Here is a 12,039-nt window from a genome sequence, read left to right on the forward strand (position 1 = left end):
CAGGCGGGTGGGCGGATACGGTGTCCGGGTGACCAGCGACCAGCCCCGGCACCCGGGAGGGGGATTCAACCCGCCCGAACCGACGACCAAGGGCGGGTCCGACTACGGCCGGTTCGTCGACGCGGTCCGCAGGATGCAGGACCACGCGCGTGCCGTCGACGCGCCCGACGAGGTGATCACCGAGGCCGCCGACCTGCTCGAGAAGGTGTCGGCGCTGCTGAGCCCGTACGACGCCGACGAGTGGCGGTCGCCGTCGGGACGCCGGATGGACCTGCCGATGCGCGGCAACATCCTGTCGATCCCGATGTCGGCGCACAAGACCGACGACGGCCGGATCCGCGGCTGGGCCCGGTTCGCCCGGTACCACCTGGGACGCAACGGCGCCGTGCACGGCGGCTGCCTGGGGATGCTGTTCGACAGCGTGCTGGGGCTGACGTCCTCGGTGCTCACCGGCGGCCCCTACCAGCGCACGGCCTACCTCAAGATCGACTACCGCCACATCGTGCCGATCGGGAAGGAACTGCAGTTCGACGCCGGCATCGACCGGGTGGACGGGCGCAAGATCTTCGTCTCGGGCCGGCTCAGCGACGGCGACACGTTGCTGACGGAGGCCGATGCGTTGTTCGTGCGGCTCAAGCCTGGCCAGCCCTGAGGAGCCTGCGCCCCGATAGCATGGCAGCGATCATCACCTCACCCGAACCTTGGAGAACCGACCCGATGAGCGCCGCCGCCGATTCCGCCCCCGGAGCAGTCCCGATCCGGGTTCCCGCGGGGACCACCGCGGCCGCCGCCGTGCGGGACGCGGGGCTGCCCGGGCGCGGTGCGCCCGACGCGGTCGTGGTGGTGCGCGACGCCGAGGGCAAGCTGCGCGACCTGAGCTGGGTGCCCGAGGCCGACGCCGAGGTCGTCCCGGTGGCCGCCGACACCGAGGAGGGCCGCAGCGTCCTGCGGCACTCGACCGCCCACGTGCTGGCCCAGGCGGTCCAGGGCCTGTTCCCGCAGGCCAAATTGGGCATCGGCCCGCCGATCGCCGACGGCTTCTACTACGACTTCGCGGTTCCCGAGCCGTTCACCCCCGAGGACCTGGCGGCGCTGGAGAAGCGGATGCGCCAGATCATCAAGGACGGCCAGCTGTTCGACCGGCGGGTCTACGAGTCCATCGACGCCGCGCGCGCCGAGCTGGCCGGCGAGCCCTTCAAGCTCGAACTCGTCGACGACAAGTCCGGCGACCCCGAGGTCATGGAGGTCGGCGGCGACGAGCTCACCGCCTACGACAACCTCAATCCCCGCACCCGGGAACGGGTCTGGGGTGACCTGTGCCGCGGACCACACCTGCCCACCACCAGGCACATCCCGGCGTTCAAGCTGACCCGCAGCTCGGCCGCCTACTGGCGGGGCGATCAGAAAAACGCCAGCCTGCAACGCATCTACGGCACCGCCTGGGAGTCCCAGGAGGCGCTCGACCGCCACCTCGAACTGATCGAGGAGGCCCAGCGCCGCGACCACCGCAAGCTGGGCGCCGAGCTGGACCTGTTCAGCTTTCCCGACGAGATCGGTTCCGGCCTGGCGGTTTTCCACCCCAAGGGCGGTATCGTGCGCCGAGAGCTGGAGGAGTACTCGCGGCGTAAGCACATCGAGGCCGGCTACGAGTTCGTCAACACGCCCCACATCACCAAGGCGCAGCTGTTCCACACCTCGGGCCACCTGGACTGGTACGCCGACGGCATGTACCCGCCGATGCACCTGGACGCCGAGTACAACGACGACGGCACGGTGCGCAAGCCGGGCCAGGACTACTACCTCAAGCCGATGAACTGCCCGATGCACACGCTGATTTTCGCCGCGCGCGGGCGTTCCTATCGCGAACTCCCTTTGCGGCTCTTCGAATTCGGCACCGTGTACCGCTACGAGAAGTCCGGCGTCGTGCACGGGCTGACCCGGGCGCGCGGGTTCACCATGGACGACTCGCACATCTTCTGCACCCGCGAGCAGCTGCACGACGAGCTCGCGTCGCTGCTGCGGTTCGTGCTCGAGCTGCTCGGCGACTACGGGCTGGAGGACTTCTACCTGGAACTGTCCACCAAGGATCCCGAGAAGTTCGTCGGCTCCGACGAGATGTGGGAGCAGGCCACCGAGTCGCTGGCGCAGGTGGCGGCCGAGTCGGGCCTCGAGCTGGTTCCCGATCCCGGCGGTGCGGCGTTCTACGGACCCAAGATCTCGGTGCAGGCCCGCGACGCGCTGGGCCGCAGCTGGCAGATGTCGACCATCCAGGTGGACTTCAACTTTCCCGAGCGTTTCGAACTCGAGTACACCGCCCCCGACGGGACCCGGCGGCGTCCGGTGATGATCCACCGGGCGCTGTTCGGGTCGATCGAGCGGTTCTTCGGCATCCTCACCGAGCACTACGCCGGAGCGTTCCCGGCCTGGCTCGCGCCCGTCCAGGTGGTCGGGATCCCAGTGGCCGACGAGCACATCGCCTACCTGGAAGATGTTGCGGCGGAGCTGAAGTCGCGCGGCGTGCGCGTCGAGGTGGACGGCAGCGACGACCGGATGGCCAAGAAGATCGTCCATCACACCGCCCAGCGGGTGCCGTTCCTGCTGCTGGCCGGTGACCGCGACGTGGAGGCCGGCGCGGTGAGCTTCCGCTTCGGTGACCGCAGCCAGATCAACGGCGTGCCGCGCAACAGCGCCGTCGATGCCATCGTGAGCTGGATCGCCGAGCGCAAGAATGCCGCTCCCACAGCAGAACTGGTGAAGGTGGCACCCGGTGAGTGACCCGCAAGACGGCGTGGAACACGCCGACGAGACCATCCTCGACACCGGTGTCGGCGAGTGCGATCACCTGCAGCGGTTGTGGACGCCCTACCGGATGACCTACCTGGCCGAGGCGCCGCGCAAGCGCGACGACGCCAACCCCGCGGAGCCGTTCACCGACATTCCCCGTCTCTCCGACGAGGAAGGGCTGGTGGTCGCGCGCGGCGAACTCGTCTACGCCGTGCTCAACCTGTATCCCTACAACCCCGGGCATCTGATGGTGGTGCCCTACCGGCGGGTCTCCGAGCTCGAGGACCTGACCGATCCGGAGAGCGCCGAGCTTATGGCGTTCACGCAGAAGGCGATTCGCGTCATCAAGAGCGTCTCGCAGCCGCACGGCTTCAACGTCGGTCTGAACCTGGGCACCTCGGCGGGCGGGTCGCTGGCCGAGCATCTGCACGTGCACGTCGTGCCCCGCTGGGGCGGCGACGCCAACTTCATCACCATCATCGGCGGCTCGAAGGTGATCCCGCAGCTGCTGCGCGACACGCGCCAACTGCTGGCCGCGGAGTGGGTCAGACAGGAATGAGTAAGGCGCCCTTCCTGTCGCGGGCGGCGTTCGCGCGGCTCACGACTCCGGCCGCCCGGGCCATGTTGCGCCTCGGTCTGACGCCGGACGCCGTCACCATCGTGGGCGCCGTCGTGTCGGTGACGGCGGCGCTGACCCTGTTCCCGATGGGCAGGCTGTTCGTCGGCGCGGTGGTGATCTGGATCTTCGTCATGTTCGACATGCTCGACGGGGCGATGGCCCGCCTGCGGGGCGGCGGCACCCGCTTCGGGGCGGTGCTGGACGCGACCTGCGACCGCGTCAGCGACGGCGCGGTGTTCGGCGGGCTGCTGTGGTGGGCGGCGTTCGGCCTGCACGACCGCCTCCTGGTGGCGGCGACGGCGATCTGCCTGGTCACCTCGCAGGTGATCTCCTACATCAAGGCCCGCGCCGAGGCCAGTGGGCTGCGCGGGGACGGCGGGCTCATCGAGCGCCCGGAGCGGCTGATCATCGTGCTGGTCGGCGCGGGCGTGTCGGACTTCCCGTTCGTCGCGTGGCCGCCCGCGCTGCCCGTCGCGATGTGGTTGCTGGCCGTGGCCAGCGTGCTCACCTGCGTCCAGCGGCTGCACACGGTGCGAACCTCTCCCGGCGCGGCGGAGCCCTTGCCGTGATCCTGGATCCCGACCGTGTGACCGACGCCGTCAGCGACTGGACGTATGCGACCGGCTGGCGGGCGGTGCGGGCGGTGCCCGAGTTCGCCGCCCGCGCCGCGTTCGGCGCGGGGGCGCGCTACGCGGCCCGGCGCGGCGGCCCCGAGCAGCTGCGCAAGAACCTGGCCCGCGTCATCGGGGTGCAGCCCGCCGAGGTGCCCGACGCGCTGATGCGGGCGTCGCTGGCGTCCTATGCCCGCTACTGGCGGGAGGCGTTCCGGCTGCCGACGATGGACCACCGCAAGCTCGCCGGCGAACTCGACGACTCCGTCCTCGGACAGGACAACCTGGAGGCGGCGCTGGCCGCGGGTCGCGGCGCCGTACTGGCGTTGCCGCACAGCGGCAACTGGGATGTGAACGGGGTATGGCTCGCGCAGTCCCACGGCACCTTCACCACCGTCGCGGAACGGCTCAAACCCGAGTCGTTGTACCGGCGGTTCATCGCCTACCGCGAACGCCTCGGCTTCGAAGTGCTGCCCCTGTCCGGCGGCCAGCGACCCGCCTTCGACGTGCTGTGCGACCGGCTGCGGGACAACCATGTGGTCTGCCTGATGGCCGAGCGCGACCTGACTCGCACCGGTGTGCAGGTCGACTTTTTCGGCGAACCCACCCGGATGCCGGCGGGGCCGGCGAAGCTGGCGATCGCGACCGGGGCGGCCCTGCTGCCCGCGCACTGCTGGTTCGAGGGTGAGGGCTGGGGCTGCTTCATGTATCCGCCGCTGGACTGCAGCAGCGGCGACGTCGGCGCGATCACCCAGGCGCTGGCCGACAAGTTCGCCACGAACATCGCCGCCCACCCCGAGGACTGGCACATGCTGCAACCGCAGTGGCTGGCCGATCTGGCGCCGCGCGCCGACGCCGGACAGGCCCGCCCGAGGGAAGCCTGATGCGCATCGGAATGGTGTGTCCGTACTCGTTCGACGTGCCCGGCGGGGTGCAGTCGCACGTGCTGCAGCTGGCCGAGGTGATGCGCGCCCGCGGACACGAGGTCAGCGTGCTCGCCCCGGCGTCCCCCGATGCGTCGCTGCCCGAGTACGTCGTGTCGGCCGGCAAGGCGATCCCGATTCCCTACAACGGCTCGGTGGCGCGGCTGCAGTTCAGCCCGGCGGTGCACGGCCGCGTCCGGCGCTGGCTGGCCGAGGGCGACTTCGACGTGCTGCACCTGCACGAACCCAACGCGCCCAGCCTGTCGATGTGGGCATTGCGCGTGGCCGAGGGTCCGATCGTCGCGACGTTTCACACCTCGACGACGAAGTCGCTGACGCTGACGGTGTTCCAGGGGGTGCTGCGGCCCTGGCACGAGAAGATCGTCGGCCGGATCGCGGTGTCCGACCTGGCCCGGCGCTGGCAGATGGAGGCGCTGGGCACCGACGCGGTGGAGATCCCCAACGGCGTCGATGTCGCCTCGTTCGCCTCGGCGCCGCTGCTGGACGGGTACCCGCGGCCGGGCAAGACGGTGCTGTTCCTGGGCCGCTACGACGAGCCCCGCAAGGGCATGTCGGTGCTGCTCGACGCCCTGCCGCGGGTGGTGGAGCGGTTCCCGGACGTGCAACTGCTGGTGGTCGGCCACGGCGACGAGCACGAACTGCGCGCCCGCGCGGGCGGGTTGGTGCGCCACATCCGTTTCCTGGGCCTGGTGGACGACGCGGGGAAGGCGTCGGCGATGCGCAGCGCCGACGTGTACTGCGCACCCAATATCGGCGGCGAGAGCTTCGGCATCGTGCTGGTGGAGGCGATGGCCGCGGGCACCGCGGTGGTGGCCAGCGACCTGCACGCGTTCCGGCGCGTGCTGCGCGACGCCGAGCTGGGGCGCCTGGTGCCGGTCGGCGACCCCGGTGCGCTGGCCGACGGGCTGATCGCGGTGCTGGAGGACGACGCGCTGCGGCAACGCTACGTGGCGGCCGGTTCTGAGGCGGTGCTCGGCTACGACTGGTCGGTGGTCGCCGACCAGATCATGCGGGTGTACGAGACGGTCGCCGGGGCGGGCGTCAAGGTTCGGGTGGCCAGCTGATGACCTGGCTGATCGTCGCGGCGGCGGTGCTCGTCCTGGTGCTCGCGGTGTCCGGCGCGTGGGCTTATCAGACGGCCAACCGGCTCGACCGGTTGAACGTGCGCTACGACCTGTCCTGGCAGGCGCTCGACGGTGCGCTGGCCCGGCGGGCCGTGGTGGCGCGCGCCGTGGCGATCGACGCCTACGGCGGGGCGTCCGAGGGGAGGCGACTGGCGGCGCTGGCCGACGCCGCCGAGGGCGCGCCCCGGCAGGAGCGCGAGAACGCGGAGAACGAGCTGTCCGCGGCGCTGGCGATGGTCGACCCGGCGTCGCTGCCGGCCGGGCTGATCGCCGAGCTGGCCGACGCCGAGGCCCGGGTGGTGCTGGCCCGCCGGTTTCACGACGACGCGGTGCGCGACACCCTCGCGCTGGCCGAGCGGCGACCAGTGCGCGCCCTCCGGCTCGGCGGAAGGGCGCCACTGCCAAGCTATTTCGAGATCGTGGAGCGACCGCACGCGTTGGCGCACCGCGACCACGGGGTGCTCAACCACCGCACGTCGGCGCGGGTGGTGTTGCTCGACGAGACCGGCGCGGTGCTGTTGCTGTGCGGGTCGGACCCGGCGATCACCGATCGCCCCGCGCCGCGGTGGTGGTTCACCGTCGGCGGCAAGGTCGGGCCGGGGGAGCGGCTGGCCGAGGCCGCCGCGCGGGAGGTGACCGAGGAGACGGGCCTACGGGTGGCGGCGGGAGACATGGTGGGCCCCGTGTGGCGGCGCGACGAGGTCTTCGAGTTCAACGGTTCGCTGGTCGACAGCGAGGAGTTCTACTTCGTGTGCCGGACCCGGCGCTTCGAACCCGACTGCACCGGCCGCACCGAGCTGGAGCGGCGCTACATCCACGGCCATCGCTGGTGCGATGCCGCCGGCATCGCCGAGCTGGTTGCCTCCGGGCAGACCGTGTACCCGCTGCAGTTGGCCGAATTGCTCGGGCAGGCAGCGGAATTCGCCGGCAGCCGGGCGCCGCGCCGGCTGCAGTCAATCCGCTGACGCTCCGACGCCGCTGGCGAACGCGATGAATTGCGTCAGCCCGCCAGGGATGTCGGGTCCGGGGGGCCGAGACAATATTTGCTGGCGGCTGGCACCGACCGGTCCAGGGGCTACGGAAAAGTCATGAGGGACAAATTCTTTCGCATGTGGTAGTTTACGTCGGTCGCATTTTCACGCGGTGAAAGGTATGTGGAGTGGCTTCGTGCTCTGGGTGCCCAAATCAGGATCAGCCCCGCTGGCGTCCGGGTGTCTTATCGACCGCCAGGCTGTTGCCTTTCCGGCGGAACTGCGCATCGAAGTGCTGGTCCCCGACGGTCGGACTGAATCCGCAGCGCAGTCTCCGCGATCAGCGAACAAATGTCTGGCGCGCGGGGGTCATGCAGCGGAGTGTTCGGCCTTTGACTGGATAGCGGGCGGCCGGCCGTCCGCCAATGTAGCGGGTACGTTCCGAAATCGCACGACTGACGGGAGATCGACATGCACCTCACGCCGCGCGAACTCGACAAACTGACCATTCTCATGCTCGCCGAGGTAGCGCTGAAGCGAAAAGCCAAGGGTCTCAAGCTGAATCACCCGGAATCCGTTGCGGTTATCTCCGCGACGGCCCTTGAGGGAGCGCGGGAAGGTAAGACCGTAGAGCAAGTGATGGTCCAGGCCGCACATGTGCTCACCATCGATGACGTCATGGACGGTGTGCCCGATCTCATCCCGCAGATCCAGGTTGAGGCCGTGTTCACCGACGGCAGCCGCCTGGTGACCGTGCACAACCCGATCCAGTAGCCGGACAGGTGCGAAAGGATTCGCTGCAATGAGTCTAATAAGCAAGTCCGCCAAATCCGATCCGGATACGGGTCAGGTTCCCGTCGGAGGTTATGTTCTGTGCGACGAGGCGCTGGAGATGAACGCCGGGCGGCCGCGGCTGAAACTGACTGTCCGTAACACCGGCGATCGGCCGGTGCAGGTGGGTTCGCACTTCCATTTCATGGAGGCGAACCGGTCGTTGTCGTTCGATCGGGAGGCTGCGTTCGGCTGGCGGCTCGACATTCCGTCCGGAACGGCGGTGCGGTTTGAGCCGGGTGACGAGAAGGAAGTGACCCTGGTGCCCTTCGGCGGCAAGCAACGGGTATACGGGTTCCACGGACTGGTCGACGGCTGGGCGCCGACGCAGGCGACCTACCGTCCTCGGTTGGCCGGGGCCGTGGCGCGGGCAAGGCAACTCGGCTTCACATTTCAAGGATCGGACGAGACGTGACGAAAATCTCGCGGCTGGAGTATTCGGGGCTGTTCGGCGCCAGTAAAGGCGACAAGATTCGGCTCGGCGACACCGACCTGTTTATCGAGGTCGAAGAGGACCTCCGGGTGATCGGCGATGAAGCGATCTACGGCGGGGGCAAGACGTTGCGTGACGGTATGGGCCTGGACTCAAACTCGACTAGCTTCAACGGCGCGTTGGATCTGGTGATCACGAACGTCGTGGTCCTCGACGCGCTCCTCGGCGTCATCAAGGCTGATGTTGGTATCAAGGACGGCCGGATCGTCGGGATCGGCAAGGCCGGGAATTCTGGCACCATGGACGGCGTGACGCCGGGACTGACCACCGGGCCGGCTACCGATGCCATTTCTGGTGAACATTTGATTCTCACCGCAGGCGGTATCGACTCGCACGTGCACATGGATGCTCCGCAGCAGGCTTATCAGGCACTGAGCGGAGGTCTGACCACCTTGGTCGGCGGCGGGCTGGGCCCCACCGATGGCACCAACGGCACCACCATCACGTCCGGAGTCTGGAACATCGAGATGATGCTGAAAGCCAGCGAGGGCTTGCCTCTGAACGTGCTGATGCTCGGCAAGGGTAACTCCTCGGGCCGGGACTCGCTGGTCGAACAGATCCGGGCCGGGGCGGCCGGGTTGAAGGTGCACGAAGACTGGGGTTCGACTCCCGCGGCGCTTCGTGCGGCCCTCGACGTGGCCGACGCGATGGACGTGCAGGTGGCGCTGCACACGGACACCCTCAACGAGGCGGGTTATGTGGAGGACTCCATCGCGGCGTTCGAAGGACGCACGATCCACGCCTATCACAGCGAGGGCGCAGGTGGCGGCCATGCGCCAGACATCCTGCGAGTCACCGGAGAGGACAGCGTGCTTCCCGGCTCGACCAACCCCACATTGCCGTTCGGCATCAACACCCAGGCCGAACTCTTCGACATGATCATGGTCTGCCACAACCTGAATCCGAAAGTGCCCTCGGATGTTGCGTTCGCAGAGAGCCGGGTGCGGACCGAGACGATCGGTGCCGAGAACGTGCTGCAGGACATGGGGGTGATCTCGATCATCGGGAGCGACTCCCAGGCGATGGGCCGCATCAGCGAGGTTTGGTTACGGGCCATCCAGACCGCGGACTGTATGAAGCGCGCGCGCGGCAAACTCCCCGAGGACAATTCAGGCAACGACAATTTCCGGGTGCTGCGCTACGTCGCCAAAGTGACCATCAACCCCGCATTGACCTTCGGTATTTCTCACATCGTCGGGTCGGTCACGCCGGGCAAGATGGCAGACCTTGTGCTCTGGGAACCGGGGTTCTTCGGCGCCAAGCCCAAGGCGGTGATCAAAGGCGGAATGATCAACTGGTATCCGATGGGCGATACCAACGCGTCTTTGCCGACACCTCAGCCAGTCGTCTACCGGCCGATGTTCGGGGCATACGGCAAGGCGTTGCAGCAGACCTCGGCGTCGTTCGTCTCCCGCGCCGCCGCAGACGCCGGAATCAAGGACCGGCTTGGCCTCGACCGTCAGGTGATACCGGTCGAGGGCACTCGAACCGTTACGAAACGAGACATGGTGCGTAACAGTGCCACCCCACGGATCGAGGTAGATCCGGAGACATTCGCGGTGACCGCGGACGGAGTGCGCACGTATGTCGAACCAACAGAAGCCGTTCGCCTGGGTCAGCTCTACTTCTTCAGCTGAGGGAGCAGTCTTGTCGGGAATGCGCACGCCAGCTCAAGGAAACCCGCTGCGGGTCAACGCGATTCTCGGAAACATCGAGGATCCCGCCTGGCACGCGCGGCTTCAGACGGCGAAGGTGGATCAACTTAGCTTGGATCAATGGGAAGCGCAGAAAAGCCGGTTCCGTCGCAGCACCGACGGCGGGCTGGAAATCACGCTCTCGCTCGACCGCGGCGTGCAGCTGACCGACGGAGATGTGCTGGCCTTCGATGAGAATTCCAACACGCTGGTGGTGGCGCGGATCAACCTCAAAGACGTGATGGAGATCGAGTTGTCCGGTCTGCTGGCGTCCACGCCGGAGGCGGTGATTCACACGTGCCTCGAGCTGGGCCATGCGGTTGGGAACCAGCATTGGCCCGCGGTGGTGAAAGGCACCAGGGTGTATGTGCCGCTCACGGTGGACAAGGCGGTCATGGGCTCGGTGATGAAGACACACGCTTTCGAAGGCATCACCTATGGTTTCCGGCCGGGAGCCGAGGTCATCCCGTACCTGGCTCCCCATGAGGCGCGCAGGCTGTTCGGGGCAGCCGCGCGTGAGGGCGAAGGGCATTCTCATTCCCCCCAGGTCTGACCGGGTCTACGCATCCAACATCACCCGTGCGATGCGGTTGATGCAATTCGCCGATTCGATGTTTCCGGTCGGATCCTTTTCGTTCTCGAGTGGCCTGGAGTCGGCGGTGGCGCAGGGAGTGGTCACCGACGTCGCCACGCTGCGGGAGTTCGTGCTCACCGCCACTCACCAGGCCGCCACCTGTGACGGAATCGCCCTCATCGCCGCGCACCGGGCCGCCGTGAGCGGCGAATACGACAAAGTTCTAGCCGCCGACCATGCGGTGCTCAACCGCAAGCTCAACGACGAAGCCCGCACGATGTCGACCAGGATGGGCAAGAAGCTCGCCGAGCTCTCGGATCGGCTCGATATGAGCGGGCTGCTGAAGGGGAGATGGCTACTTGCGATCGAAGCGGGTGATACGCCGGGCACTTATCCGGTCGGACTGGGAATCGTGTTCGCAGAGATGGGTTCTCCGGAACAGGACGCATTCGCCGTGCACCATTATGGGGTGGCGAACACCATTCTCGGTGCGGCATTGCGACTGCTCAGGGTGGATCACTTCGCCACCCAACAGATCCTGCTCGAGGTCAACAACAACGCCGTGGGCGAATACGCCGCTGTCGCAGGCCTCACTCTCGACGACATGGCCTCCTTCACCCCGATGGCCGACATCCTCGCCGCCGTCCACGTGCGGTCCCATGTCCGAATGTTCATGAACTAGAAGGGCAACGATGAAGAAGACGACGCGCATCGGAGTCGGCGGCCCGGTGGGGTCCGGCAAAACGGCACTCATCGAAGCGATCACCCCCAAGTTCGTCGGACGCGGTGTCAGTGTGCTGGTGATTACCAACGACGTCGTCACCACCGAGGACGCCAAACATGTCCGCCGGGCGTTGAAGGGCGTGCTGATCGAAGAACGGATCGTCGGCGTCGAGACCGGCGCCTGCCCGCACACCGCCGTTCGTGAGGATCCAAGTATGAACCTGGCTGCCGTCGAGGACATGGAACGGCAGTTCCCTGGCACCGACGTCGTGTTCATCGAAAGTGGCGGCGACAACCTCACCCTCACGTTCAGCCCCGCCCTGGTCGACTTCTTCGTCTATGTCATCGATGTCGCCGCCGGCGACAAGATCCCCCGCAAGAACGGCCCCGGCATATCCCAGTCGGACATCCTGGTCATCAACAAAACGGACCTCGCCCCCTACGTGCATGCGGATCTCGATGTGATGGCACACGATTCGGCGTTGATGCGTGACGGCAAACCGTTCGTGTTCACCAATTGTATGACCGGTGAAGGGATTTCGGAGGTGGTGGACCTGATCATCCACGGCGTACTGTTCGACACCCCCGATCAGGCGCGGTCCATCACGCCATGACTGTATTGTCCGTTCCGGAGCTGGCGCCATACCAAGACGAACCCACGCACGCCCCGT

13 protein-coding genes are annotated in these 12,039 nt (G+C 67.4%); all 13 read left to right on the forward strand.

The window, feature by feature from the left end:
* The first annotated feature begins 28 nt into the window (after positions 1-28).
* Positions 29-652: a PaaI family thioesterase gene (locus ACJ512_RS10890; RefSeq protein WP_407687779.1), complete on the forward strand. Its 624-nt coding sequence runs from the start codon at positions 29-31 to the stop codon at positions 650-652.
* Between the two features lie 65 nt (positions 653-717).
* Positions 718-2,775 carry a threonine--tRNA ligase gene (gene thrS / locus ACJ512_RS10895; RefSeq protein WP_407687780.1) on the forward strand — a complete coding sequence of 686 codons (2,058 nt, stop codon included), beginning with the start codon at positions 718-720 and terminating at the stop codon, positions 2,773-2,775.
* Positions 2,768-3,343 carry an ATP adenylyltransferase gene (locus ACJ512_RS10900; protein WP_407687781.1) on the forward strand — a complete coding sequence of 192 codons (576 nt, stop codon included), beginning with the start codon at positions 2,768-2,770 and terminating at the stop codon, positions 3,341-3,343. Before thrS ends, ACJ512_RS10900 begins: the two co-directional genes overlap by 8 nt.
* A complete protein-coding gene (pgsA, locus tag ACJ512_RS10905; protein ID WP_407687782.1) occupies positions 3,340-3,972 on the forward strand; it encodes a phosphatidylinositol phosphate synthase in 633 nt (210 codons plus the stop codon). Before ACJ512_RS10900 ends, pgsA begins: the two co-directional genes overlap by 4 nt.
* The gene (locus ACJ512_RS10910; protein ID WP_407687783.1) at positions 3,969-4,898 is read left to right on the forward strand and encodes a phosphatidylinositol mannoside acyltransferase; all 930 of its coding nucleotides are present in this window, start codon (positions 3,969-3,971) and stop codon (positions 4,896-4,898) included. The genes pgsA and ACJ512_RS10910 overlap by 4 nt, the downstream gene beginning before the upstream one ends.
* On the forward strand, positions 4,898-6,022 hold the full coding sequence (locus ACJ512_RS10915) for a glycosyltransferase family 4 protein (protein ID WP_407687784.1): 1,125 nt from the start codon (positions 4,898-4,900) through the stop codon (positions 6,020-6,022). Before ACJ512_RS10910 ends, ACJ512_RS10915 begins: the two co-directional genes overlap by 1 nt.
* Positions 6,022-7,047 (forward strand): NUDIX hydrolase, encoded by a 1,026-nt coding sequence (locus tag ACJ512_RS10920; protein WP_407687785.1) that lies wholly within the window; start codon positions 6,022-6,024, stop codon positions 7,045-7,047. Before ACJ512_RS10915 ends, ACJ512_RS10920 begins: the two co-directional genes overlap by 1 nt.
* A 477-nt stretch (positions 7,048-7,524) precedes the next feature.
* Positions 7,525-7,827 (forward strand): urease subunit gamma, encoded by a 303-nt coding sequence (locus ACJ512_RS10925; protein ID WP_407687786.1) that lies wholly within the window; start codon positions 7,525-7,527, stop codon positions 7,825-7,827.
* Between the two features lie 118 nt (positions 7,828-7,945).
* The gene (locus ACJ512_RS10930) at positions 7,946-8,299 is read left to right on the forward strand and encodes an urease subunit beta (RefSeq protein WP_407687787.1); all 354 of its coding nucleotides are present in this window, start codon (positions 7,946-7,948) and stop codon (positions 8,297-8,299) included.
* Positions 8,296-10,014: an urease subunit alpha gene (locus ACJ512_RS10935; protein WP_407687788.1), complete on the forward strand. Its 1,719-nt coding sequence runs from the start codon at positions 8,296-8,298 to the stop codon at positions 10,012-10,014. The genes ACJ512_RS10930 and ACJ512_RS10935 overlap by 4 nt, the downstream gene beginning before the upstream one ends.
* A 19-nt stretch (positions 10,015-10,033) precedes the next feature.
* Entirely contained in the window at positions 10,034-10,624 is a 591-nt protein-coding gene (locus tag ACJ512_RS10940) for an urease accessory protein UreE (RefSeq protein WP_407687806.1), read from the forward strand.
* A complete protein-coding gene (locus ACJ512_RS10945; protein WP_407687789.1) occupies positions 10,587-11,327 on the forward strand; it encodes an urease accessory protein UreF in 741 nt (246 codons plus the stop codon). Before ACJ512_RS10940 ends, ACJ512_RS10945 begins: the two co-directional genes overlap by 38 nt.
* A gap of 10 nt (positions 11,328-11,337) precedes the next feature.
* Positions 11,338-11,982 (forward strand): urease accessory protein UreG, encoded by a 645-nt coding sequence (gene ureG, locus ACJ512_RS10950; protein ID WP_407687790.1) that lies wholly within the window; start codon positions 11,338-11,340, stop codon positions 11,980-11,982.
* Positions 11,983-12,039: the final 57 nt, after the last annotated feature.

Source organism: Mycobacterium cajalii, from assembly GCF_045809005.2.
Lineage (GTDB): Bacteria > Actinomycetota > Actinomycetes > Mycobacteriales > Mycobacteriaceae > Mycobacterium.